Annotated in this window: 19 protein-coding genes; 1 reads left to right on the forward strand and 18 read right to left on the reverse strand. The window is 71.7% G+C overall.

Annotated features, from left to right (window positions below; all coding sequences use genetic code 11):
* Positions 1–5 precede the first annotated feature (5 nt).
* A complete protein-coding gene (locus LH62_RS28415) occupies positions 6–284 on the reverse strand; it encodes a DUF1127 domain-containing protein (protein WP_052214456.1) in 279 nt (92 codons plus the stop codon).
* Positions 285–457: 173 nt separating this feature from the next.
* On the opposite strand from LH62_RS28415, the gene LH62_RS14170 reads away from it, so the two are divergent.
* Positions 458–2,230, forward strand: coding sequence for an aminopeptidase P family protein (locus tag LH62_RS14170; protein WP_043362245.1), 1,773 nt, complete (start codon positions 458–460; stop codon positions 2,228–2,230).
* Here the strand turns inward: LH62_RS14170 and LH62_RS14175 are convergent.
* From LH62_RS14175 to LH62_RS14255, 17 genes are all read right to left on the reverse strand, one after another.
* Positions 2,223–3,347, reverse strand: a complete 1,125-nt coding sequence (locus LH62_RS14175; RefSeq protein ID WP_144404487.1) for a hypothetical protein — start codon at positions 3,345–3,347, stop codon at positions 2,223–2,225. The two genes, LH62_RS14170 and LH62_RS14175, sit on opposite strands and share 8 nt — an antisense overlap.
* Before the next feature lie 139 nt (positions 3,348–3,486).
* The gene (gene ligA, locus LH62_RS14180; protein ID WP_052214990.1) at positions 3,487–5,643 is read right to left on the reverse strand and encodes an NAD-dependent DNA ligase LigA; all 2,157 of its coding nucleotides are present in this window, start codon (positions 5,641–5,643) and stop codon (positions 3,487–3,489) included.
* 2 nt (positions 5,644–5,645) lie between these two features.
* Positions 5,646–7,325 (reverse strand): DNA repair protein RecN, encoded by a 1,680-nt coding sequence (gene recN, locus LH62_RS14185; RefSeq protein ID WP_043362250.1) that lies wholly within the window; start codon positions 7,323–7,325, stop codon positions 5,646–5,648.
* Positions 7,326–7,331: 6 nt separating this feature from the next.
* The gene (locus LH62_RS14190) at positions 7,332–8,201 is read right to left on the reverse strand and encodes an outer membrane protein assembly factor BamD (protein ID WP_043362253.1); all 870 of its coding nucleotides are present in this window, start codon (positions 8,199–8,201) and stop codon (positions 7,332–7,334) included.
* A gap of 75 nt (positions 8,202–8,276) precedes the next feature.
* Positions 8,277–9,251, reverse strand: coding sequence for a UDP-3-O-acyl-N-acetylglucosamine deacetylase (gene lpxC / locus LH62_RS14195; protein ID WP_144404488.1), 975 nt, complete (start codon positions 9,249–9,251; stop codon positions 8,277–8,279).
* Between the two features lie 257 nt (positions 9,252–9,508).
* Positions 9,509–11,029: a cell division protein FtsZ gene (gene ftsZ / locus LH62_RS14200; protein WP_043362254.1), complete on the reverse strand. Its 1,521-nt coding sequence runs from the start codon at positions 11,027–11,029 to the stop codon at positions 9,509–9,511.
* Positions 11,030–11,141: 112 nt separating this feature from the next.
* Positions 11,142–12,437: a cell division protein FtsA gene (gene ftsA / locus LH62_RS14205; RefSeq protein ID WP_043362258.1), complete on the reverse strand. Its 1,296-nt coding sequence runs from the start codon at positions 12,435–12,437 to the stop codon at positions 11,142–11,144.
* Entirely contained in the window at positions 12,434–13,336 is a 903-nt protein-coding gene (locus LH62_RS14210; protein ID WP_082012572.1) for a cell division protein FtsQ/DivIB, read from the reverse strand. The genes ftsA and LH62_RS14210 overlap by 4 nt, the downstream gene beginning before the upstream one ends.
* Positions 13,326–14,249: a D-alanine--D-alanine ligase gene (locus LH62_RS14215; protein ID WP_043362261.1), complete on the reverse strand. Its 924-nt coding sequence runs from the start codon at positions 14,247–14,249 to the stop codon at positions 13,326–13,328. Before LH62_RS14215 ends, LH62_RS14210 begins: the two co-directional genes overlap by 11 nt.
* Complete coding sequence (murB, locus tag LH62_RS14220; RefSeq protein ID WP_043362264.1) at positions 14,246–15,139, reverse strand: UDP-N-acetylmuramate dehydrogenase; 894 nt, start codon at positions 15,137–15,139, stop codon at positions 14,246–14,248. The genes LH62_RS14215 and murB overlap by 4 nt, the downstream gene beginning before the upstream one ends.
* Positions 15,136–16,572 carry a UDP-N-acetylmuramate--L-alanine ligase gene (gene murC, locus LH62_RS14225; RefSeq protein ID WP_043362267.1) on the reverse strand — a complete coding sequence of 479 codons (1,437 nt, stop codon included), beginning with the start codon at positions 16,570–16,572 and terminating at the stop codon, positions 15,136–15,138. Before murC ends, murB begins: the two co-directional genes overlap by 4 nt.
* The gene (murG, locus tag LH62_RS14230) at positions 16,572–17,699 is read right to left on the reverse strand and encodes an undecaprenyldiphospho-muramoylpentapeptide beta-N-acetylglucosaminyltransferase (RefSeq protein WP_043362270.1); all 1,128 of its coding nucleotides are present in this window, start codon (positions 17,697–17,699) and stop codon (positions 16,572–16,574) included. Before murG ends, murC begins: the two co-directional genes overlap by 1 nt.
* On the reverse strand, positions 17,696–18,880 hold the full coding sequence (locus tag LH62_RS14235; protein ID WP_144404489.1) for a putative peptidoglycan glycosyltransferase FtsW: 1,185 nt from the start codon (positions 18,878–18,880) through the stop codon (positions 17,696–17,698). Before LH62_RS14235 ends, murG begins: the two co-directional genes overlap by 4 nt.
* The gene (gene murD / locus LH62_RS14240; protein ID WP_043362274.1) at positions 18,877–20,250 is read right to left on the reverse strand and encodes a UDP-N-acetylmuramoyl-L-alanine--D-glutamate ligase; all 1,374 of its coding nucleotides are present in this window, start codon (positions 20,248–20,250) and stop codon (positions 18,877–18,879) included. The genes LH62_RS14235 and murD overlap by 4 nt, the downstream gene beginning before the upstream one ends.
* Positions 20,250–21,338, reverse strand: a complete 1,089-nt coding sequence (gene mraY / locus LH62_RS14245) for a phospho-N-acetylmuramoyl-pentapeptide-transferase (RefSeq protein ID WP_043362277.1) — start codon at positions 21,336–21,338, stop codon at positions 20,250–20,252. Before mraY ends, murD begins: the two co-directional genes overlap by 1 nt.
* A complete protein-coding gene (gene murF, locus LH62_RS14250) occupies positions 21,335–22,702 on the reverse strand; it encodes a UDP-N-acetylmuramoyl-tripeptide--D-alanyl-D-alanine ligase (protein ID WP_043362278.1) in 1,368 nt (455 codons plus the stop codon). The genes mraY and murF overlap by 4 nt, the downstream gene beginning before the upstream one ends.
* Complete coding sequence (locus LH62_RS14255; RefSeq protein ID WP_144404662.1) at positions 22,699–24,126, reverse strand: UDP-N-acetylmuramoyl-L-alanyl-D-glutamate--2,6-diaminopimelate ligase; 1,428 nt, start codon at positions 24,124–24,126, stop codon at positions 22,699–22,701. Before LH62_RS14255 ends, murF begins: the two co-directional genes overlap by 4 nt.
* Between the last annotated feature and the right edge of the window lie 14 nt (positions 24,127–24,140).

The raw sequence follows: 24,140 nt of genomic DNA on the forward strand, positions 1-24,140 counted from the left end.
GTGCCTTAGCGCTTCAGCTCACCGCGAGCGACGCGGTCGAGATCGCCGCGGGTCAGGCCGATATCGCTCAGCTCGCGCTCGGAGAGCGAGGCCAGCTCGGCGCGCAGCCGGGCCCGGGCCGGCCAGCCGAAGATCGCATCGGCGATCCGCGCCAGACCGTGCAGCAGGGCCGCCTGGTTCGCGCGGCCGGCTGCCTCGCGCAGCGAGGCGATCTGCTCGGCGGCGGGGTTGCGGGGCAGGGGGAGCAGCAGAGCTGCCTCCACCTTGGTCATGCGGGCGTCCATGGTTTGGGTTCCAATCCTTGCGAGGCGGGTTTTCCCGTCTCGCTTCGCAGTGCAGCAATTAGGCACGAAACCAGATTGTTGCATCTGCGAAGAGCACAGTGGAGCCATGCGGCGGGCGCCGAGCTTTGCCACGATCCCTGCATTTTTGTTTTACCATTTCGTGAGGGTTGCCGATGAATTCCGCCGAACGTCTCGCCGCTCTCCGCGCCGAACTCGCCCGCGCCGGAGTCGACGGCTTCCTCATTCCGCGCGCCGACGAGTATCTCGGCGAATACGTCCCGCCTTCAGGCGAGCGCCTGGCCTGGCTCACCGGCTTCACCGGCAGCGCCGGCCTCGCCGTGGTGCTGATGGACCGCGCCGCCCTCTTCACCGATGGCCGCTACACCACCCAGGCCGCCCAGCAGACTGACACCACGCTTTGGGAGCAGCGCCACATCACCGAGCAGCCCGCCGCCGATTGGCTCGCCGAGCACGCCGCCGGCCGCCGCATCGGCTACGACCCCTGGCTCCACGCCGAAGGCGCCCTGGCCCGGCTGGAGCGCCCCGGCGTCGCCCTGGTCCCGCTCGTCGCCAACCCGCTCGACGCCGTCTGGGCTGACCGCCCCGCGCCGCCGATGGCCGAGGCCCGCCCGCACCCGCTGCGCTATGCCGGCGTCGCCGCCGCCGAGAAGCGCGCCAATGCCGCCGAGTCCCTGCGTGCCGCCGGCGAAGATGCCGCCGTGCTGGCCGACCCGCACTCCCTCGCCTGGCTGCTGAACATCCGCGGCGGCGACCTCGACCACACCCCGCTCGCCCTCGGTTTCGCCCTGCTGCGCGCCGATGCCTCCGCCGAGCTCTACATGGACCCGGCCAAGGTCCCGGCCGAGACGCGCAGCCATCTTGGCAATGACGTGGTGGTCCGCCCCCGCTCCGAACTCCCCGCCGCCCTGTCGGGCCTTGCGGGGAAGACGGTCCGCCTCGACCCGGATGCAACGCCTGCCTGGTTCGCTGCCCGCCTGCGCGAGGCCGGCGCCACCATCGCCCCGGGCCACGACCCCTGCCGCCTGCCGCGCGCCTGCAAGAACACGGTGGAGCGCGAGGGCGCCCGGAGCGCCCACCGGCGGGATGCGGTGGCGCTCGCCCGCTTCCTCGCCTGGTTCGCCGCCGCCGCGCCCACCGGCCGCGAGACGGAGATGAGCGCCGCCGAGCGCCTGCTCGCCTTCCGCCGCGAGGTGCCGCTTTTCCAGGCCGAAAGCTTCCCCGCCATCAGCGGCGCCGGCGAGAACGGCGCCGTCATCCATTACCGCGTGACGCCCGAGACCAACCGCCCCATCCGCCCGGGCGAGTGCTACCTGACCGATAGCGGCGCCCAATTCCTCGACGGCACCACCGATGTGACGCGTACCCTTTGGACCGGCCCCGGCCCGGCGCCCGAAGCGCTGCGCGCCCGCTACACCCGCGTCCTCCAGGGGCATGTGGCGCTCGCCACGCTGCGCTTCCCGAAGGGCGTCGCCGGCCCGCATATCGACGCCATCGCCCGCCGCGCCCTCTGGCAGGCCGGGCTCGATTTCGACCACGGGACGGGGCATGGCGTCGGCAGCTTCCTTTCCGTCCATGAAGGCCCCGCCTCCATCAGCCGCGCCGCGAAGCCCGTCCCCCTCGCCGCCGGGATGATCCTTTCCGACGAGCCCGGCTACTACCTGCCCGGCCAGTACGGCATCCGCATCGAGAACCTCCTCCTTGTCCGCGATGCCGAGCCGCAGCCTGACCAGGTGAAGCCCTTCCTCGAATTCGAGCCTCTGACCCTCGCCCCCTATGCCCGCGCCCTGATCGATGCCGGCCTGCTCTCGGCGGCCGAGCGCGGCTGGATCGACGCCTATCACGCCCGCGTCCTCGCCTTGGTCGCCCCCGGCTGCGACACCGCCACCTCCGCATGGCTGGAGGAGGCCTGCCGCCCGCTCAGCTGATGCCCGGCAGGGTCCGCGTCCCGGTCAGCTCTCCGCCATAAGCCCGATCATCGAAGATGAAGCTGACCCGCCCTGGCGTGTAGTTGCGGATGGTGATGGCGTCGCGCCCGCCAGGCAGGGTGAGGGTGAGATCCGTGCCATCCAGCCTGGCGGTGACATCCTGCGTCCCGAAGCCTTGGAGCACCAGCGCGGCATGAGCGCTGCCGTGCCCCGGCTCGCCCGCGGATGGCAACCCCATGCGGAACCCGCCCCAGTCGTCGATCCCGATCGCCTGCGCCTCGACGGACCCAGTCCCGTCGCCGATCACCGGCCGCGAGCCGCCCTGCTGCACGCCGCTCTCGATGGGCGGCAGGACGACCTCATCCAAGCCGTCGCCCGGCCGGTAGACCAGTGTCGAAAGCTCCGCATTGCCGAGATGGACGCTGTCCTGGCCCGTCCCCGCATTCACCCATTGCGCGCCGCTGACCGTGTCATCGCCCGCCCCGGCCGAGACAGTCGTCCCCATTCCCTGCACCGAGATCACGTCATTGCCCTTGCCGCTGCGGACCGTGCCGTAATGCCCGGTGATGATCGCCATGTTGTCGCCATCGCCAAGGTCGATATCGCTGAAGTCGCCGAAGCGCGCCGAAACCTGGTCATCCCCCGCCCCGGCATCGAGGCTGAGCCGCCCCGTCGTATCCGCCGCGATCAGGTCCTTCCCGCTGCCCGTGGTGACCTGCAGTGCCGCCGACTGCGCCCGGTCCGCAACCAGGGCATGGGCGCTGATGAGGTTATCCCCGGCCGGTGCCGCGACTTGCGCCACCGCACCGCCCGCCGGCGTGATGGAGACGGTCGAGGTGGCATTCCCTGTCGAAGCCGGGTCGACCTGCACGCCCGCCACTGCCGGCGGCTGGCTGCCGCCCGATACCGCCGCGATGCTGCCCGCCCCGCCGAGCGTCCCCGATCCCGGCGCCGTCAGCCTGATTCCCGGCGGCCCATAGACCTGCGGCGCAGAGGGGCGCGCCTGCCCGCCATTCATCGCCTGGATGAGGCCGAGCAGCAGCCGCGCCTGCGCCGACAGCTCGACACTGTCCTGCGTCCCCCCGCCAGCCGCGGGTTGGGTGGTGGCCGCGCTCACAGATCCGCCGCCGGCGGTGGCCGGCGTTGCCCGGGTGTAGGCCTGCCTGGCCCAGAAGCTGAGGTCCGCTGCGCTGAGCATGGCCTTGCGATGCGTTTTGCCCGCCCAGCTTGCCCCCGCGAGGGTTAAGGAAGGGTTCCTACCCGAACCCCGCCATGTCCCGCCACTCCGCCTCGGTCAGCACGCGAAGGCCAAGCTCCGCGGCCTTCTTCGCCTTGCTGCCCGCATCCGCCCCGACCACGACGAAATCCGTCCGCGCGGAGACGCTCTTCGTCACCTTGGCGCCCAGCGTCTCCGCCCGCGCCTCCGCCTCCGGCCGCGTCATCGTCTCAAGCGTGCCGGTGAAGACCAGAGTCTTGCCGGCGAAGGGGCTGTCCGCGGCCGAGGCACTCGCCACCGGCACCGGCGTCACCTCCTGCGCCAGATCGTCGAGCGCCGCCAGGTTGCGCGGCTCGTCGAAGAAATCGACCAGTTCCTGCGCGATGGCCGGCCCGATGCCCTGGATCGAGCCCAGCTCCTCCCTTGCCTCGGAGCCGACGATGCGCGCCGCCAGCATCCGCTCCCGCCATTCGACGAGGCTGCCGTAATGCCGCGCCAGCAGCTTGGCATTCGCCTCGCCGATGCGCCGGATGCCAAGCGCGAAAATGAAGCGGTCGAAGGGCGGCGCCCGCCGCGCCTCGATGGCGGCAAGCAGGTTCGAGACCTTCTTCGAATCCTCCGCCCGCTTGGAGCGCGCGCCCCAGCCCTCCCAGTGCCGCATCCGGTCGGCATGCTGCGCGAGGCGGAAGATGTCAGCCGGGCCCTTGACCAGCCCCTCGTCATGCAGCGTCTGGATGTTCTCCTCGCCAAGCCCCTCGATATCCATCGCGTTGCGCGCGACGAAATGCTTCAGCCGCTCGACGGTCTGCGCCGGGCAGATCAGCCCGCCGGTGCAGCGCTTTACCACCTCGCCCGCCGCCCGCACCGCATGGCTGCCGCAGGCCGGGCAACGCTCGGGGAAGGCGAAGGGCTCGGCGCCCTCGGGCCGCTTCTCCAGCACCACGGAGACGATTTGCGGGATCACGTCGCCTGCCCGTTGCAGCACGACGGTGTCGCCGAGCCGCACATCCTTGCGCGCGATCTCGTCCTCGTTGTGCAGCGTCGCATGCTGCACCATGACGCCGCCGACATTGACCGGCTGCATCACCGCCCGCGGCGTCAGTGCCCCCGTCCGCCCGACCTGGATCTCGATCCGCAGCAGGGTGGTGGTCGCCCGCTCCGCCGGGAATTTCCACGCCACCGCCCAGCGCGGCGCCCGCCCGACGAAGCCGAGCCGCGACTGCCAGTCCAGCCGGTCGAGCTTGTAGACGACGCCGTCGATATCGTAGTCGAGCCCGGCCCGCTCCGTGCCCATGCGCGCCTGGAACTCGGCCGCCGCATGCTCGTCCGGCAGCGGCGCCGAGAGCGGGTTGACGCGGAAGCCCCAGCGCTTCAGCACATCCAGATACCCGGAATGCGTCTCCGCCACCGGCGTGCTCGACGCCCCCTGCGCATAGGCGAAGAACTGCAAGGGCCGCCGCGCTGTCACCTCCGGGTCGAGCTGCCGCAGCGAACCGGCGGCCGCATTGCGCGGATTGGCCGGGATGCGAATCTCCGGCCCCACCTTCTCGCCCCGTGCGCGGCGTTGCTCCCGCTCCTCCGCCAGCCGCGCCTGCTCGTCGCGGAAGGCGATGAAGTCGGCCTTCGCCATGAAGACCTCGCCGCGGATCTCGATCCGCGCCGGCGCATCCTCCCCAAGCCGCCGCGGCAGCTCGCTCTCGCGCAGCGTCTCGAGGTTGCGGGTGATGTCCTCACCCTGCGTGCCGTCACCCCGCGTCGCGCCGCGGACAAAGGCGCCGTTCTCATAGGTCAGGTTGACCGAGAGCCCATCGATCTTCGGCTCGCCGACGAAGCGCAGCACCTCGTCCTGCGGCAGGCCGAGGAAGCGCCGGATGGTCCGCGTGAACTCGGCGAATTCCTCCGGGTTGAAGACATTGTCGAGGCTCAGCATCGGCGTGCCGTGCCGCGCCTTGGCGAAGCCCGCCGCCGGCGCCGCGCCGGGCGCCGCTTCGCTCGGGCTGTCGCTGCGCTTCAGCTCGGGAAAGCGCGCCTCGATCGCCGCGTTGCGCCGCCGCAGCGCATCATATTCGGCATCGGTGATCTCGGGCGCGTCGTTCTGGTGATAGGCGATGTCGGCCGCCGCGATCTCGGCCGTGAGCGCGGCGAGTTCGGCTGCCGCTTCCTCCTCTGTCAGCTTCTCGGGCGGCAAGCTGCGCAGGCTCACAGCAACCCACCCGTCAGCAGGCTGTCCGCCGCCGCCCGCGCCGCATCCGTCACCCGCTCGCCCGCCAGCATCCGCGCGATCTCCTCGCGCCTCTCGCGCTTGTCGAGCGGCTCGACCACCGTCGTCGCCCGCTCGCCCTTCACCTGCTTGGCGACGCGCAGCTGCTGCGCCCCGCGCGCCGCTACCTGCGGGCTGTGCGTCACCACCAGCACCTGCAGCCGTTCGGCCACGCGCTCCAGCCGCTCGCCGACGGCCGCCGCCGTGGCGCCGCCGATGCCGGCATCCACCTCGTCGAATATCAGCGTCGGCACCGGCGACCCGCGCGCCAGCACCACCTTCAGCGCCAGCATCAGCCGCGACAACTCGCCGCCCGAGGCGATCTTCTGCAGATGCCCCGGCGTCTGCCCCGGATTGGTCGAGACGAGAAAGGTCACCCGGTCCATCCCATCCGCCGCCCAGCTGTTCTCGTCCCGCGCCGCCACCTCGACAAAGAAGCGCGCCCGATCGAGCTTCAAGGGCGGCAGCTCCTTGGCCAGCGCCCGCTCCAGCCGTCCCGCCGCCTCGCGCCGTGCCGAGGACAGCGCCTCGCCGGCCGCTAGATAAGCCCGGCGCGCCTCGCCCGCCGCCTGCTCCAGCCGCGCCACCTGCCCGCTGCCGGCATCCAGAGCGCCGAGCCGCTCCTTCAACGACACCAGAAGCCCCGGCAGCTCGACCACGGCCACGCCATGCTTCCGCGCCGCCGCCCGCAGGCCGAACAGCCGGTCCTCCAGCACTTCCAGCCGGCGCGGATCGGGCCCATCCTCCAGCATCAGCCGTTGCAGCAGGGTCTCCGCCTCGGCGAGCGAGTCCTGCGCAGCGCCCAGCAGGGCGACGATGGCCTGGGCTTCCTCATTGGGCGGCGGCAGCCGCTCCAGCGAGCGTGCTGCACTGCGCAGCGCCTCCGCCGGCCCGCCCCGGCGCCGGTCCTTCGGCTGCAACTCGGCCAGGGCGCTGGCGATGCTCTCGCCCCGCCGCTCGCCCTGCTGCAGGCGCTGCCGCTCCTGCGACAGCTCTTCCTCCTCGCCCTCCACTGGCGCGAGATCGGAGAGTTCCTGCACGGCATGGCGGAGGAACTCCTCGTCCCGCTGCGCCGCAGCGATCGCCTCGCGAGCCGAGGCGAGGCCGCGCTCCGCCTCCCGCCAGCCCCGCCAGGCCGCACCGACCGTGGTCCGCCTGCTCTCGAGCCCGCCGAAGGCATCCAGCAGCCCGGCATGCGTCGCCGGATCGGCAAGCCCCACCTGGTCGTGCTGCCCCTGCACCTCCACCAGCGTCGCCGCCAGCCGGCGCAGCAACCCGACCGAGACCGGCTGCCCATTGACGAAGGCACGGCTCCGCCCATCCGCCTGCACGGTGCGGCGGAGCACCAGCGTCTCCTCCGGCTCCATGTCCTGCTCGGAAAGGATGGCATAGGCCGGATGCCCCTCGGGTGGCACGAAGCCGGCGGCGACCGAGCATTGCGCCTGCCCGGACCGCACCATCCCCGCCTCCGCCCGCTGCCCACAGGCGAGGCCAAGGCTGTCGAGCAGGATCGACTTGCCGGCACCCGTCTCGCCAGTCAGCACCGTCAGCCCGACCCCGAAGGAAAGGTCGAGCCGTTCGATCAGCACCACATCGCGGATCGCCAGGGAGGCGAGCATGCTTGGCTAGAAAATCCAGTTCCAGGCCCGGCGCGCGAAGCCGGGCCGGTCGCCCGGAGCGGGCCGCCCGCCATCGACCAGCAGCGCGTAGCTGTCCTGGTACCAGGGGCTGCCGGGGAAGTTGTGGCCGAGCACCGCCGCCGTCTTCTTCGCCTCGTCCACCAGGCCGAGGGTCAGGTAGATCTCGGTCAGCCGGTGCAGCGCCTCCGGGACGTGGTTGGTGGTCTGGTAGTCCTCGACCACCTTCCTGAACCGCCCGATCGCGGCGCCATAGAGCTTCTGCCGTTGGTAGAAGCGGCCGATATTCATCTCCTTGCCTGCCAGGTGGTCGCGGCCGAGATCGAGCTTGAGCCGCGCATCCCGCGCATAGGCGCTGTCGGGGAAGCGGTTCACCACATCCTGCAGCGCCGCCATGGCCTGTTCCGTCGTGCGCTGGTCACGGTCCGCCTCGGCGATCTGCTCGTAGTAGCAGAGCGCACGCAGGTAATAGGCATAGGCGATGTCGCGATGCGCCGGATGCAGCTGGATGAAGCGGTCGAGCGCGCCGATGGCCTCGGTGTAGCGGTTGCGCATGTACTCGCCATAGGCGGACATGATCTTCGCATTGGTCGCCCAGGCCGAGAGCGGATGGTCCCGCTCCACCTGGTCGAACAGATCGACCGCCGCCTGGTAGCGCCGCGCCTGCAAGGCCTCGATTCCCGCTGCGTACAACCCCTCGGGCGAACGGTCGAGCACGTTGCTGGTTCGCGCGGCGGTCTGGCGCTCGTTGTCGAGGGTCGATTGCTTGCCGTCCCAATTGCCGCCGAAGAGCGAGCAGCCCGGCAGCGCCGCGAGGGCCAGCCAGAGGGAAAGCAAGGGGGAAAGGCGTCGGATCATCACGGACCGGTCGAAGGGGAGGGCCCGGCTTATAGCACGCCGCCGCCCGGGTCCACAGGGACCCGGGGCGCGGCCTCAGGCCACCGCCATCGCCGGCTGCCGGGTCGCCACATACTCGGCCGCCGGCAGCGCCTGCGGCAGGGTGAAGGAGGGCACCGCGCGCCAATTGGCCGGATCGGCGAAGAGTGCCCGCAGCAGCCGGTTGTTCAGCGCATGGCCGGAGCGATGCCCGCTGAACCGCCCGCGGATCGGCGCGCCAGCCAGCGCCAGGTCGCCCACCACGTCGAGCAGCTTGTGCCGCACGAACTCGTCCGCCTGGCGCAGCCCGCCCGGGTTCAGCACCAGCGGCCCGTCGACCACCACCGCATTGGCGAGGCTGCCGCCCTGGGCGAGGCCGGCGGCGCGCAGCCGGGCCACCTCCTCTGCCAGGGTGAAGGTCCGCGCCTCGGCCAGTTCCGCCCGGAACTCGCGCGGCGAGATCCGCGCCTCGAGCGACTGTCGGCCGATCGCCGTGCCCGGGAAATCGATGGTGAGCGACGCCTCCAGCCGGTCGCCGCCGGTTGGCTCCAGCATGGCCCAGGCCGCATCCGGACCCTCGCCATCCTGCACCTGCACCGGCCGCAGCACCTCGATCGCCTCCGGCAGGCCAAGCCCGGCCTGGGCGACGAGGCCCGTGCAATCGATGAGGAAGACGAAGGGCGCCGCCGACCCGTCGAGAATCGGCACCTCCGGCCCGTCCAGCTCGATGATGGCGTCATCGACGCCGCAGCCGGCCAGCGCCGCCATCACATGCTCGACCGTGCCGACCCGCACCTCCGGCGCCTCGGCGAGGCCGAGCGCGGTGCAGAGCCGGGTATCGACCACATGGTCGTAGAGGGCGGGGATCTCGACCCCCAGGTCGGTGCGGCGGAAGCGGATGCCGGCCCCGGCTTCGGCCGGGCGCAGGGTCAGGCTCACGCGCTTGCCGCTGTGCAGGCCGATGCCGACGCAGCCGATGGCGGCCTTCAGCGTCCGGCGGCGGCCTGTCTCGAGCGGGAAGTATCCGTCCATGCCTACCCCTGTTGGAAACCCGGCGCCCATGGAGGGAGCGGCCGGGATGTCGTTGAGGCGTCTGCCCAGCCCAATACCTGGCACCACAACGGGGGTTCCGCGAGTCAAGGCTTATTACTTCATATTACGGTATAAGGCTTTGATTTTGCGAGATTTTTGCGGCGCACATTGCACACGCAAGCCGTGATGAGCACGGACGCAAAACGGGCCGCCCCGGTCAGGGCGGCCCGCGTCAGGCGACGAAGTATGTCCTGGTGTCAGTTCGACTGGCGGCGCAGGAAGGTCGGGATCTCGAAATCCACCTGCCCTTGCGGCGCCTCGGCCGGGCGCTGCGCCACCGGCTGGTCGAGCCGCGGGGCGACCGGTGCCGGGGTCGGCTCGGTCAGCGTCCGCCGCATGCCGTTCTGCGCCGCGCCGGTGACGAGGCCGAACAGGCCACGGATGCCGCCCGCGCCTGCCGGCCGGGCCGGGACGGCCGGCGCCTGCACCGCGGCCACCGGCTGCACGGCAACCGGCGCCGTCACGGGCGCCGCCGTGGCGACCGGCTCTTCCTCGGCCTGGATCATCACCTGAAGGTTCGGCGCGGCCGGGGCCGGCGCCGAGGCGACGGGCGCCGCCGCCACCGCCGTCCGCAGCGCCCCGCTGCGCGTCGGCATCACCCGCGGCGCGCCCAGCGGACCGGCCACCGCCGCCGTCATCGCCGGCCGGCCCGGGCGCCCGCCCGGCAGCATGGTCAGGCCCCCCTGCGGTGCGGCCGCCGCAACCGGCGCCGCCTGCACGGCGACCGGCGCCGCCGCCTGCGTCACCTGCGCATCGATGCCCGTGGCGACGACGGAAACGCGCAGCCGCCCGTTCAGGTCCTCCTCGACCGAGGTGCCGAAGATGATCTGCGCATCCTCGTCCACTTCCTTGCGGATGCGGTTGGCGGCCTCGTCGACCTCGAAGAGGGTCATGTCATAGCCGCCGGTGATGTTGATCAGCACGCCGCGCGCGCCGCGCAGCGAGGCGTCGTCCAGCAGCGGGTTGCTGATCGCGCGCTCGGCGGCCTTTACCGCGCGGTCGTCGCCATCGGCCTCGCCGGTGCCCATCACCGCCTTGCCCATCTCCGCCATGACGGTGCGGATATCGGCGAAGTCGAGGTTCACCAGGCCCGGCTTGATCATCAGGTCGGTGACGCCGCGCACGCCGTCATAGAGCACCTCGTCCGCCAGCTTGAAGGCCTCGGCGAAGGTGGTGCGCTCCGTCGCCATCCGGAACAGGTTCTGGTTCGGGATGATGATCAGCGTGTCGACGAAATTCTGCAGTTCCTCGATGCCCGACTCGGAGGCGCGCTTGCGCTTCGGCCCCTCGAAGTCGAAGGGCTTCGTCACCACGCCCACCGTCAGCACGCCCCGCTCGCGCGCCATGCGGGCGATAACCGGCGCCGCGCCCGTGCCGGTGCCGCCGCCCATGCCGGCAGTGATGAAGACCATGTGGCAGCCGTCGAGATGCCGCGCCAGCTCCTCCGTCGCCTCCTCCGCCGCGGCGCGCCCGATCTCCGGCTTCGCGCCCGCGCCGAGCCCCTGTGTCAGGTGCGGCCCAAGCTGCACCCGCTTCTCCGCCTTGGAATGCACCAGCGACTGCGCATCCGTGTTGGCGACGACGAACTCGACCCCTTCGAGGCCCATGGCGATCATGTTGTTGACCGCGTTCGTGCCGCCGCCACCGACGCCGATGACGGTGATGCGCGGGGTGAAGTCGGTGTGCTGGACGACGGGAAGGGTGAGGTTGAGGGTCATGCGGGGATCTCCTCACGGCAACGTAAACGAGAGAGGCAGTTCATGCACCGGGACTTCATCGCGTCGCCGCGATTTGCCCCGGTTATCCACAAAAGAATTTTAACCAATCCACTCATGCGAGATCGCGCAGCCAGTTGACGAATCGGCGGAATCTGCTTGCAGGACGTTCGAGCCCGGGCAGCAGTTCCAACAAGGGACGTCCTTCGCCCGCGCCCCAGGCGAGCAGCCCGAGCGGCGCGGCGAAAGCCGGCCCCGTCGCCGTCTCCGGAAGGCCGCGTACCGGATGCGGCCGGCCGAGCCGCACCTGCCGCTCCAGCACGCGCGCGGCGAGTTCGCGCACGCCGACGAGCTGGCTCGCGCCGCCGGTCAGCACCACGCGCCGCCCCATTTCCTGGCTGAGCCCCGCCGCCTCCAGCCGGTCCTTCACCAGCTCGAAGGTTTCCTCCAGCCGCGGCCGGATGATGCCGATGATCATCGCGCGCGGGATGCGGGCGATCTGGTCCTCCTCCTCGCCCACCTGCGGCACCGGCAGCCATTCGCGCTCGTCGTCCGGCGCGCCGAGCACGCCGCCATGCAGCGTCTTCAGCCGCTCCGCATGGGCGATCGGCGTGGACAGTCCGCGCGCCAGGTCGTTGGTGACGTTCCAGCCGCCCACCGGAATCTGGGAGGTGTGCAGCAGATGCCCCTCGGCGAAGACGGAGATGCTCGTCGTCCCGCCGCCCATGTCGATGACGGTCGCGCCGAGCTGCTTCTCGTCCTCCACCAGCGTGGCGAGGCCGGCGGCGAAGGGCGCCGAGACCAGCTCCTCGACCACGAGGTCGCAGCGCAACAGCGTCGCACCCAGGTTGAGCAGCGAGGCCTGCGCCGCGTCGACCATGTGCAGCTTCGCCGCCACCGTCTCGCAGATCATGCCGCGCGGGTCTTCGGCGCCCGGCGTCGCATCCACGGTGAAGCCGAGCGGGAAGGCATGCACCGTCTCGCGCCCGTCCTCCGCGCTGCGCCGCCGCCCCTCGCCCATGATGGCGCGTAGGTCGGCCTCGGTGATCGCCCGCCCGCCGATCGGCCACTGGATGTTCTGCTGCCGCGACTCAGGCTGGCCGCAGGAAAGGTTGACGATGGCGCCCTTCAGCTGGGTGTCCGCCATCTCCTCCGCCTGGCCGACCGCCGCGCGGATCGCGCGCTCGGCTTCCTCCAGGTCGACGATGTTGCCGCCCTTGATCCCCCGCGCCCGCTGCCAGCCGAAGCCGAGCGCCCGCGGCTCGCCGTCGTTCTCGATGCGGGCGATGACGCAGACGATCTTGGTCGTGCCGATATCGAGCACGCCGAAGATGCCGCTGCGCGCGCCGCGCCGGCGCCGCCCCTGCACCGGCAGCCCCTCATGATGGCCAAGGCGCACGAGCTGGTTCATCCGCGGCCGCTCCTCACGCGCTGCACGGTGGGTTCCGGCGCCGCCGGCGCCGCCTGCGAAGGCAGGCGCAGCACCAGCTTGTCCGGCAGGCGCAGGTCGATCGAGGCCAGCGGCCGGTCGAGCAGCCCCTGCTTCTGATGCAGCTCGGCAAGCCGTGCCAGCGCCGCCGCCTCCTGCCCATCCGGCAGCAGCACGTCGACGTTGTTGCGCAGGCGCAGGTTCCACCGCCGCTCCGCCACCCGCACCAGGGCATGGGTGCGGTCCTGCACCTCCGGCACCGTGCGCAGCAGCGCGACCATCGGCGCCGCCATGCGGTTGGCCCCCGTGCCGACGATCAGCGGCAGCCGGCCGAAGGCGCCGATATTCTCATTGGCGACCACCTCGCCCTTCTCGTCGATGACGGAGAAACGGCCGTCCCGCTGCCAGATGGCGAAGGGCTGCCGCTCGGTGATCCGTACCCGGATGGTGCCGTTCAGGTGCCGCTCCACATGCGCGGCATCGACCCAGGCGATCAGCTCCAGCCGTTCCTTCGCCACCTGCGGGTCGAAGGCAAGGATCGGGTCGCCACGGCGGATGTTGAGCGCTTCCAGCACCAGCTCGGGCGGCGTGTTGCGGCTGCCCTCGAGCATCACCTCATGCACGGTCAGCCCGGCATTCCCGGCGATCTCCGCCGCGCCGTCCCAGAGTGCCGTCAGCCGCCCATAGGGGTCGGCCGCCATCGTCGCCAGCGCGGCGGCCGTCAGCAGCCCGCCGATGCCGATGGCGAGTCCCGCCGGACGGAGCAGCCCGCGACGGCGCCGCAGCCAGAGCCGCAGCCGGCTCGGGCGCGACGGCGCGGCCTCCGCCTTGCTGCGACGGACCGGTGCCTTGTTGCGGGGGCGCGGCGTATCAAGAGCCATGGCGGGCCTGCTCCACCATCCAGGCGCAAAGCGCGGGAAAATCGATGCCGGCATGGGCAGCCTGCTCCGGCAGCAGCGAAGTCGGCGTCAGCCCCGGCTGGGTGTTCACCTCGAGCAGCACCAGCCGCCCCGGCTCCCCCGCCGTGTCGTCGTAGCGGAAATCCGCCCGCGTCGCCCCGCGGCAGCCGAGCGCGCGATGGGCGGCGAGCGCCACCTCCATCGCCTGCTCGCGGATCGTGGGATGCACCGCCGCCGGCACCACATGCCGCGAGCCGCCCTCGGCATATTTCGACGAATAGTCGTAGAACTCGCCCGCATCCGCGATGATGTCGGTCACCGCGAGCGCCCTGTCGCCCAGCACGCCGACCGTCAGCTCCCGCCCGGGGATGAACTCCTCCGCCAGCACCGTCCGGCCGAAGCGCCAGCCCTGCGCGATCTCGGCACGGCGGTTGTCGCCCTTCCTGAGGATATGCACCCCGACCGAGGAGCCCTCGTTCACCGGCTTCACCACATAGGGCCGGGGCAGGGGGTCATCCGCCTCCAGCTCCTCCGGCTCCAGCAGCCGATGAGCCGGCACGGGCAGGCCGGCGGCATGGAACACCGCCTTCGCCGCCACCTTGTCCATCGCCAGCGCCGAGGCGCGCAGCCCGGAATGCGTATAGGGGATGCCCATCCAGTCCAGCACGCCCTGGATGCAGCCGTCCTCGCCGAACCGCCCATGCAGCGCGTTGAAGACGACATCCGGCTTTGCCGCCCGGATCGCCGCGATGGTCACGGCGAGATCGGGTCCGACATCGATCGGCGTCACCTCGAAGCCGGCCTCGCGCAGCGCCCCCACGCATTGCTGGCCGGAGGCGAGGCTGACCTCGCGCTCCGCCGAAATCCCCCCGTGCAGGACCACCACATGGGTCATGCCGCAACTCCAAGCCGTTTGATCTCCCAGTCGAGGGAGATGCCGCTGTGGTCGAGCACCCGGGCGCGGACCTCTTCGCCGAGCGCTTCCAGCTCCGCCGCCGTGGCAGTGCCGGTATTGAGCAGGAAATTGCAGTGCTTCTCCGAGACCTGCGCGCCGCCGCGCATGAGGCCTCGGCACCCTGCCGCATCGATCAGCGCCCAGGCCTTCTGGCCGGGCGGGTTCTTGAAGGTCGAGCCGCCCGTGCGCGCCCGGACCGGCTGCGCCGCCTCACGCGCCGCGCGGATCTCCGCCATGCGCGGCGCCGCATCCCCCGGCCGCGCATGGAAGCGGGCGCGGACGACGACGCCGCCCGCCGGCAGCACCGCATGGCGGTAGGAAAGCTGCAGCTCCCCGGCGCTCAGCCGCACGAGGCCGGCGCTGGTCGCCACTTCAGCCCAATCGAGCACGTCGCGCAGCTCGCTCCCATAGGCGCCCGCGTTCATCGCCACGGCCCCGCCGATGCTGCCCGGAATCCCGCAAAGGAATTCGAGGCCGCTCAGCCCCGCCGCCGCCGCATGCTCCGCCACGGTGACATCCAGCGCGGCAGCCCCTGCGACGACGCCATCCGCCTCGGCGACGACCTCGCCGAAGGCCCCGCCCAGCCGCAGCACCACCCCCGGCAACCCGCCATCGCGGATGATGAGGTTCGACGCTGCCCCGAGCACCGTCACCGGCATCCCCGGCGCAACGCCGGCGAGCAGCGTGACCAAATCCTCCGCATCCGCCGGCCTCACCAGCCACTCCGCCGCCCCGCCGACGCGGAACCAGGTGAGCGGCGCCAGCGCCACCCCCGCCCGGACCCGCCCGCGGAGATGCGGGATGGCGCGTTGCATCGTCCGCGCGCTCATGCCCGCCTCAGCGGCGTCGCGCGCAAGCCCGGCTGCAAGGCGGCCAGCTGCTCCGGCAGCGCATGCGCCCAGGCGGTGATGTCGCCCGCCCCGAGGCAGACGACATAATCGCCCGGCTTGGCGATGGCATGGATCATCTCGGCCAGGCTCTCCGGCCCCGGCAGCGCCACGACACTGCGGTGCCCATGCGAGCGCAGCCCCTCGACCAGCCCATCCTTGTCCATGCCGGGAATCGGCTGCTCGCCCGCCGCATAGACATCGGCGACGATCACCGTCCCCGCATCATTCATGCATTTCGAGAAATCCTCGAAGAGCGTGGCGAGGCGGCTGTAACGATGCGGCTGCACCACGGCGATCACGTCGCGCGCCCCCGCCTGCCGCGCCGCCTTCAGCACCGCCGCGATCTCGACCGGATGATGACCGTAGTCGTCGATGACCGTGATGCCGCCCGCCTCGCCGACCCGGGTGAAGCGCCGCTTCACCCCCTTGAAGCCGGCCAGCGCGCTGCGGATGGTCGCCTCGTCGATCTCCATCTCGACGCCGACGGCGATCGCCGCCAGCGCATTCTGCACATTGTGCTGCCCGAGCATCGGCAGGCGGAAGGGCTTCATCGTCCGGCTGCGCTTGGTCGCCCGGTCCTGCACCACGACCTCGAAGGTCGCGCCCATCCGGTCGGTGATGACGCGCTCGGCCCGCACATCGGCCTGCGGCGAGAAGCCATAGGTGACGATACGCCGGTCGAGCTTTGGGATCATCGCCTGCACCTCGGGATGGTCGAGGCAAAGCACGGCGAAGCCGTAGAAGGGGATGTTCGAGACGAATTGCGCGAACCCGTCCTTCATCGCCTCCGCCGTCCCCCAATGGTCCAGATGCTCTGGGTCCATGTTGGTGACGATGGCGACGACGGAAGGGAGGCGGAGGAAGCTGCCATCGCTCTCATCCGCCTCGACCACCATCCACTCGCCCTCGCCGAGGCGGGTGTTGGTGCCATAGGCATTGACGATGCCGCCATTGATGACGGTCGGGTCGATCTTCGCCGCCTCGAGCACGCAGGCGACGAGGCTGGTCGTCGTTGTCTTGCCATGCGTCCCGCCGACCGCGACCGACCATTTCAGCCGCATTAGCTCCGCCAGCATCTCCGCCCGGCGAACGACAGGGATGAGCGCCGCCCGCGCCGCCTGCACCTCCGGGTTGTCCTTCTTCACGGCGGTCGAGACGACGACGACCTGCGCCCCGCCGAGATTCTCTGCCGCGTGCCCGATGGCGACGGGGATGCCCGCCCCACGCAGCCGTGCCGTGTTGTAGCCCTCGGCGATGTCGCTGCCCTGCACCTGGTAGCCCAGGTTGTGCAGGACCTCGGCAATGCCGGACATGCCGATGCCGCCGATGCCGACGAAGTGGATGGGACCGATGGTCAGGGGCAGCGCACGCATCAACGGGTTTCCTGGGCGGCACGCGCCCTGACGAGCGAGAGGACGAGGTCGGCCAGCCGCTTCGCCGCATCCGGCTGGGCGAGGCGGGCGGCCGAGGCGGCGGCGCGGGCAAGCCCAGGCGGGTCGCCGAACTGGGACGCAAGCTGGGCCGAGAGCGCCGCCGGGGTGAAATCCCCCTGCGGCATGACGGTGGCGGCGCCCGCCTCGGCGATGGCGCGCGCATTGGCCTTCTGGTGGTCGTCGATCGCATGCGGCAGCGGCACGAGGATGGAGGGCCGCCCCGCACAGGCGAGCTCCGCCACCGTCCCCGCGCCGGCGCGGGCGATGACGAGATGCGCCGTCGCCAGCCGTCCCGCGACATCGGGGAAGAAGGGCGAGAGCTCCGCCGGCACGCCGGCCGTGGCATAGGCTTCCCGCACCCGGTTGAGATCCTCCGCGCGGCATTGCTGCGCGACGACCAGCCGCCCGCGCAGCCCCTCCGGCAGCGCGGCCACCGCCGCCGGCACCACATCGGCGAAGATGCGTGCGCCGAGCGAGCCGCCGACCACCAGCAACCGCAGCGCCCCTTCCGTCCCCGGATAACCCTGGCCCGCGAGCGCCGCCAGCGCCGGCCGCACCGGGTTGCCGACCACATGCACCGGCGCGCCGGCAGGGACCCGCCCGGTCGCCGCATAGGACAGGGCGAGCGCATCCGCCCGCCGGCTCAGCAGCCTGTTGGCCCGGCCGAGGATGGCGTTCTGCTCGTGCAGCACCGTCACCGGCCGCGGCCCAACCATGCTGAGCGCCGCGAGCAGCGGCGGCACGCTCGGATAGCCGCCGAAGCCGACGACCGCCGAGGCATCCAGCCGGCGCACCAGCCCCCGCGCCTGCATCGTGCCCGCGGCCAGCGCCACCGCGCCGCGCGCCGCGCTCACCGCCCCGCGTCCCGACAGGCCGGAGCCCTTCAGCACGAAGCGCTCCGCATTGGCGAAGGCCGCGCTCTCGAAGGCGGCCGAGCGCGCATCCGTCATCAGCGCGATCCGCTCGCCGCGCGCCAGCAGCTCCGCCGCCAGCGCCTCGGCGGGAAACAGATGCCCGCCCGTTCCGCCCGCCGCGATGATGATCGGATGCACCGCGGGCCCTCTCATTCGACCACGTCCATGCGGGAAGTCCGCTTCCGCGTCAGCGCCAGCAGCATTCCCATGCCCAGCGCGATGGCGAGCACGGAGGAGCCGCCATAGGAGACGAAAGGCAGCGTCATCCCCTTGGTCGGGATCAGGTGCAGCGAGGAGGCCATGTTGACGAAGGCCTGCAGCCCGAACTGCGCCAGCAGCCCCGTCGCCGCCAGGATGACGAAGAGTTCCGCCTCGCCCAGAAGCCGGATCAGCCCCCGCACGACGACGAAGGCGAAGAGCGCCAGGATCACCAAGCAGACGATGAAGCCGAATTCCTCCCCCGCGACGGCGAAGACGAAGTCGGCATGCGCATCCGGCAGCGCGTTCTTGACGCGGCCCTCGCCAGGACCCCGGCCGAACAACCCGCCATTGCCGAAGGCCTCCATCGCCTTGGTGATCTGGAAGGTGTCGCCCGAGGACGGGTCGAGGAAGCGATCGACGCGGCTCCGCACGTGGTCCAGCGTGAAGTAGGCGCCGATGGCCAGCGCCACGCCGCCCACCCCGAGCGCGCCGACGAAGGCGAGGTTCAGCCCGGCGACGAAGAACTGCGCCAGGAACATGCAGACGACGACCATCAGCATGCCGAAATCCGGCTGCGACTTCAGCACGATGGTGACCACGCCGAGCAGCCCGAAGGCTGCCAAGGGCCAGAGCCGCTGCGGATGCAGCAGCGCCAGCCCGCGTTCGCCCGCCGCCGCACGCCGTGCCGCCGCCGCCTTGCCCTCGGCCAGCATCCAGGCGACGACCACCGCGAAGCAGGGCTTGAGGAATTCGGAGGGCTGCATCGTCCCCATCAGCGGCAGGGCCAGCCAGCGCCGCGCCCCCTTGGTCTCGAAACCGATCACCAGCGTCGCCGCCGTCAGCGCCAGCGCCCCGAGGCAGCCGAGAATCGCCAGATGCTTGATGTTCCGCGGTGTCAGCAGCGAGACCATCACCATCAGCGCCGCGGCCATGACAAGGAACACCACCTGCTTGGCAAACAGCAGCTCGCGCGACCCGCTGCCGATGACGCGCTCCGCGACCGCCGGGCTCGCCGCCAGCATCATGACGTAGCCGAAGCCGATAAGGATCAGCAGCGCCGCCAGGGTCCAGCGGTCGACCGTCCACCACCAGCGGCCAAGAACGGAATTGTCGGAGCGCGAAATGGCCATCAGGCGGCCCTCCCTTCGGCCAGCGCGGCGACGAACGCCCGGAACCGCTCCCCCCGCTGCTCGAATCCGGTGAACTGGTCCCAGCTCGCGCAGGCCGGCGACAGCAGCACGACCGGCGCCGCGCCCGCCATGGCGCTCGCCGCTGCCTCGGCGACAGCGACGTCCAGCGTACCCACCACGCGATGTTTCACGCCGTGCGCGGCGAGCGTCGCCGCCAGCACCGGCGCATCCCGCCCGATTAGCAGCGCCTCCGCGATGCGCGGGAAGAAGGGGGCCAGGCTCTCGATGCCTCCCTCCTTCGCCGTCCCGCCCGCGATCCAGACGACGCGCCCATAGCTGGCAAGCGCCCGCGCCGTGCTATCCGCATTCGTCCCCTTGCTGTCGTTGACGAAGGCGACGCCGCGCCACGTGCCGACCCGCTCCTGCCGATGCGGCAGCCCCGGATAGCTGCGCAGCCCCGCCGCCACCTCGTCGCGCGTCAGCCCGAGATCGAGCGCGCAGGCCGCCGCCGCCGCCGCATTCTGCGCATTGTGGCTGCCGGGCAGGGCAGGGGCCTCGCCGAGGTCGAGGATCGCGCCGCCATCGTCGCGCAACATCCGTCCCTCGGCCCAGAGGCCGCCCGCCTGCCGCGCCTCGCCGGAGATCGGGCAGAAACGCCCCACCAGCCGCCCGCGCAGCTGCGTGCTCCAGCCATCGTCCATGCCGAGCACCGCGAGATCCTCGCGCGCCTGCCGCGCGAAGACCTGCGCCTTCGCATCCAGGTAGCCCGCCATGCCGCCATGCCGGTCGAGATGGTCTGGCGAGAGGTTCAGCATAATGCCTTGGTTGAAGCGCACGCTTTGAATTCGCTCCAACATGTATGACGACATCTCGAGTGCGTATACGCCATCCCTTCCCAAGATATTGAGGGAAAGCGCCGCCGGCCCAAGATTCCCACCCGCCTCCGCATCCCGCCCCGCCGCGCGCAGCAAGTGGTGCAACAGCGCCGTCGTGGTGGACTTCCCGTTCGTCCCGGTGATGCCGGTGAAGCGCGCCGCCGAGCCCGCAGCGCGGACGGCGCGATAAAGGTAATCGACGTCGCAGAGCACCGGCCGCCCGGCCGCGATCGCCGCCGCCGCCGCCGGATGCACCCGCGGCAGCCGGTGCGGGATGCCCGGCGAAAGCAGCAGCGCATCCCAGCGGAACGCGCCGAGCGAAGGATCCTCGACCGCGAGCCCGGCCTCGCTCGCCGCGACGCGCCCCTCCTCCCTGTCGTCCCAGCAGGAAACCTCCGCCCCCCATTCGACGAGCCTCAGCGCCGCCGGCAGCCCGGCCTTGCCGAGCCCCACCAGGGCGATGCGTTCGCCAGCGAAAGGGGTGAAGGGCGCCGTCATCAGCGGATCTTCAGCGTCGACAGGCCGACCAGCGCGAGCACCATGGCGATGATCCAGAAGCGGATCACGATGGTGGCCTCGGCCCAGCCCTTCTTCTCGAAATGATGGTGCAGCGGCGCCATCAGGAAGACGCGCCGCCCGGTCCGCTTGAACCAGAAGACCTGGATGATGACGCTGACCGTCTCGACCACGAACAGGCCGCCGACAATCGCCAGCACGATCTCATGCTTGGTGGCGACGGCAACGGCGCCGAGCGCCCCGCCGAGCGCCAGCGACCCCGTATCTCCCATGAAGACGGCGGCCGGCGGCGCATTGAACCAGAGGAAGCCGAGTCCCGCTCCGATCAGTGCCGCGCAAAACACTGCCAACTCATTGGCCCCTGGCACCGAATGCAGTTGCAGATACTCGGAGAAGACCCGGTTGCCGACGAGATAGGCGATCAGCGTGAAGACCGCCGCCGCGATCATCGCCGGCACGATGGCGAGCCCATCCAGCCCGTCCGTCAGGTTGACGGCATTCGACGCTCCCATCAGCACCAGCATTCCGACCAACGGGAAGAGGAAGCCAAAGGGCAGCAGCGTCTCCTTGAAGACCGGGAAGGCGAGCCCCGTCGCCACCGCCGGCGGCAGCAGCAGCACGATCCAGATCGCCCCGGCCAGCCCGACGCCCGCCTGCCAGACCAGCTTGCCCCGCGCCGAGACGCCCTTGGTGTTCCGCTTCGTCACCTTCAGCCAGTCATCGGCGAACCCAAGCCCGCCATAGCCGACCGTCACGAACAGCGCCGCCCAGACCAGCCCGTTCCGCAGATCCGCCCAGAGCAGCGTGGCGAGCACGAGGGCGAGCAGGATCAGCACGCCCCCCATGGTCGGCGTGCCTTTCTTGGTAACGAGGTGGCTTGCCGGCCCATCGGCGCGGATCGGCTGCCCGCCGCGCTGGAAGCCGCGCAGCCAATTGATCACCGTCGGCCCGAGGGCGAGCGAGAGCACCAGCGCGGTCAGGCAGGCCGCCCCCGCCCGGAAGGTCGTGTAGCGGATCAGGTTGAAGAGGGGAAAATCCTCCGCATAGGGCGCGAAGAGATTGAAGATCACGCCCGAGTCCCCCTGATCGCCGCGAGCACCCTGCCCATCAGCGTCGCCTTGCTTCCCTTGACCAGCACCGCATCCCCATCCCGCAGCGCCGCCGCGACCAGCGGCGCCAGCTCAGCCGAATTCTCCGTCACCGCCAGCACCAGCTCCGGCGGCAGCGCCGCGGCCAGGTGCGGCATGTCCCTGCCGCAAAGGAAGACGGCATCCGCCGCCTCCCGCACATGCGGCGCCAGCGCGGCATGCTCCGCCGCGCTGAAATCCCCAAGCTCCCCCATCTGCCCCAGCACCGCCACGCGCCGCCGCGCCGGCAGCAGCCGCAGCACGGCGAGCGCCGCCCGCACCGAGGGCGGCTGCCCGTTGAAGGCCTCGTCGAGCAGCGTCGCCGTCCCGTCATCCGGGGTGGCGATCCGCTCCAGCGCCCCGCGCCCCTGCATCACCCGGTACTCGCCGAGCCGGGGAGCCAGCGCCGCCGCGTCGCAGCCGAGCGCCCGCACCGCCGCCAGCGCGCCGATCGCATTCCGCACCAGATGCGCCCCCGGAGCGCCGAGCCGGAAGGCGACCCGCTGCCCGGCAATGCCGGCGACGACGTCGCTCCCCTCGGCATCGGCGCGCACCTCCAGCACCTCGACCTCGCCGCCCGCCCCGAAGGTCATGACGCGATGCCCCGCGCCTACGGCCTCGCGCAGCACCGGCAGCATCGCATCCTCCGCCGGCAGCACGGCGACGCCGTCCGGCTCGAGCCCGAGCGCGATGCTGCCCTTCTCCCGCGCGATCGCCTCGAGGCTGCCGAGATGCCCGATATGCGCCGCGCCCACATTCGTCACCATCGCCACATGCGGCCGGGCAAGACGGGTGAGGGGGGCGATCTCGCCGGGATTGTTCATCCCGATCTCGACGACGGCGAAGCTGCTCTCCGCCGGCATGCGGGCGAGTGTCAGCGGCACGCCCCAATGATTGTTGTAGGAAGCGACCGCTGCATGCGTCCCGCCCGCGCCGGAGAGCAGCAGCCGCAGCATCTCCTTGGTCCCGGTCTTGCCGACGCTGCCCGTCACGGCGACGACGCGCGCGGCACAGCGCGCCCGCCCGGCCGCGCCGAGCGCCGTCAGCCCCGCCAGCGTATCGCCGACGCACAGCAAGGGCGCCCCCGGCGCGACGCCCGGCGGATCGCGGTCAACCATCGCCGCCGCCGCCCCGCGCGCCAGAGCATCGGCGACGAACTCATGCCCATCGCGCGCATCGCGCAACGCGATGAAAAGCTCGCCCGGCCCGACATTCCGGCTGTCGATGGAGACGCCGCCCACCGCGACCTCGGCCGCGAGGCTCCCTCCCGTCGCCGCCCGCAGCGCATCGCCCGTCCAGAGGCTCATGCCGCGAGCTCCCGCACCACCTCGGCATCGTCGAAAGGCGTCGTCACGCCCGCGATGGTCTGCCCGCTTTCATGCCCCTTGCCGGCGACCGCCAGCACATCCCCCGGCCCGAGATCGCCGAGCGCCCGCGCGATCGCCCCATGGCGCTCCCCGGCATCGATGCCACCCGGACACCCCGCCAGCACCGCCGCGCGGATGGCCGCCGGGTCCTCGCTGCGCGGATTGTCATCCGTCACCCAGGCCCGGTCCGCGCCCCGCGCCGCCGCCGCGCCCATCAGCGGCCGCTTGCCGGGATCGCGGTCGCCGCCCGCGCCGAAGACGACGTGCAGCCGCCCGCCCGGCGCCACATGCGGCCTGAGCGCCCCGAGCAGCCGCTCCAACGCATCCGGCGTATGGGCGTAGTCGACATAGACCGCCGCCCCGTTCGGCAGCCGCGCCGCCAGCTCCATCCGCCCGCGCACGCCGAGCAGCCGCGGCAGCAGCGTCATCGCCCGGCCCGGCTCGATCCCGGTGGCGACTCCGAGCGCCAGCGCCATCAGCACGTTGTCCGCCTGGAACCGCCCCGGCAGCGGCAGGTGCACCGCCTGCCGCTGGCCGAAGGCCTCGATCTCCAGCGCCTGCCCGTCCGGCAGCGGATGATGCGCCAGCAGCCGCACCACCTCGCCGGCCTCGCCGACCGTCAGCAGCTCCAGCCCCCGCCGCAGCGCGATCCCCCGCAGCGCCTCGAGCGTCTCCGCCTCCATCTCCGTCGAGGCGATCGCCGCCGCCCCTGGGTCCAGCAGCGTGTCGAACAGCCGAAGCTTCGCCGCCCGATAGGCCTCCATCGTCCGGTGGTAGTCGAGATGGTCTCGCGTCAGGTTGGTGAAGCCCGCCGCGGCCAGCCGCACCCCGTCCAGCCGCCGCTGCTCGATACCGTGCGAGGAAGCCTCAATCGCCGCATGCCCGAACCCGGCCTGGGCGAGCGCCGCGAATTGCGCATGCAGCGCCACCGGGTCGGGCGTCGTCAGGCTCGCCCCGCCAGGGAAGCCCGGCGCGATCAGTCCGAGCGTCCCGAGGGAGGCCGCCCGCTGCCCCGTCAGCGCCCAGAGCTGGCGCAGGAAATCGACCGTGCTCGTCTTGCCGTTGGTCCCGGTCACCGCGACAACGGTGGCCGGCTGCGCCCCCGCCAGCGATGCCGCCATCAGGGCGAGGCTCCGCCGCGGATCGACGGCGCCGATCACCGGCACTCCTGCGGCGGCCTGCGTGCCTTCCGGCGCCAGCACCGCCACCGCGCCCCGCGCCACCGCATCGGCGACGAAGGCACGCCCGTCCTGGCGCGTGCCCGGCAGCGCGACGAACAGCATCCCGGGCGCCACCGCCCGGCTATCCGCGGTGACGCCGCGGATCAGCCGCCCGGCCGCATCGCCCGCGGCATCCGGCGCCAGCCCGCCCGCCCGGA

The sequence above is a fragment of the Belnapia sp. F-4-1 genome (assembly GCF_000802185.1).
GTDB lineage: Bacteria > Pseudomonadota > Alphaproteobacteria > Acetobacterales > Acetobacteraceae > Belnapia.

Coding starts and splice junctions, on each gene's coding strand:
- LH62_RS14190 (WP_043362253.1), bottom strand. CDS start 8,201: ATGATCCGACGCCTTTCCCCCTTGCTTTCCCTCTGGCTGGCCCTCGCG.
- LH62_RS14215 (WP_043362261.1), bottom strand. CDS start 14,249: ATGACCCATGTGGTGGTCCTGCACGGGGGGATTTCGGCGGAGCGCGAG.
- recN (WP_043362250.1), bottom strand. CDS start 7,325: ATGCTCGCCTCCCTGGCGATCCGCGATGTGGTGCTGATCGAACGGCTC.
- LH62_RS14210 (WP_082012572.1), bottom strand. CDS start 13,336: ATGGCTCTTGATACGCCGCGCCCCCGCAACAAGGCACCGGTCCGTCGC.
- ftsZ (WP_043362254.1), bottom strand. CDS start 11,029: ATGACCCTCAACCTCACCCTTCCCGTCGTCCAGCACACCGACTTCACC.
- murF (WP_043362278.1), bottom strand. CDS start 22,702: ATGAGCCTCTGGACGGGCGATGCGCTGCGGGCGGCGACGGGAGGGAGC.
- LH62_RS28415 (WP_052214456.1), bottom strand. CDS start 284: ATGGACGCCCGCATGACCAAGGTGGAGGCAGCTCTGCTGCTCCCCCTG.
- LH62_RS14170 (WP_043362245.1), top strand. CDS start 458: ATGAATTCCGCCGAACGTCTCGCCGCTCTCCGCGCCGAACTCGCCCGC.
- murC (WP_043362267.1), bottom strand. CDS start 16,572: ATGCGTGCGCTGCCCCTGACCATCGGTCCCATCCACTTCGTCGGCATC.
- murG (WP_043362270.1), bottom strand. CDS start 17,699: ATGAGAGGGCCCGCGGTGCATCCGATCATCATCGCGGCGGGCGGAACG.
- murB (WP_043362264.1), bottom strand. CDS start 15,139: ATGAGCGCGCGGACGATGCAACGCGCCATCCCGCATCTCCGCGGGCGG.
- lpxC (WP_144404488.1), bottom strand. CDS start 9,251: ATGGACGGATACTTCCCGCTCGAGACAGGCCGCCGCCGGACGCTGAAG.
- ftsA (WP_043362258.1), bottom strand. CDS start 12,437: ATGAACCAGCTCGTGCGCCTTGGCCATCATGAGGGGCTGCCGGTGCAG.
- murD (WP_043362274.1), bottom strand. CDS start 20,250: ATGACGGCGCCCTTCACCCCTTTCGCTGGCGAACGCATCGCCCTGGTG.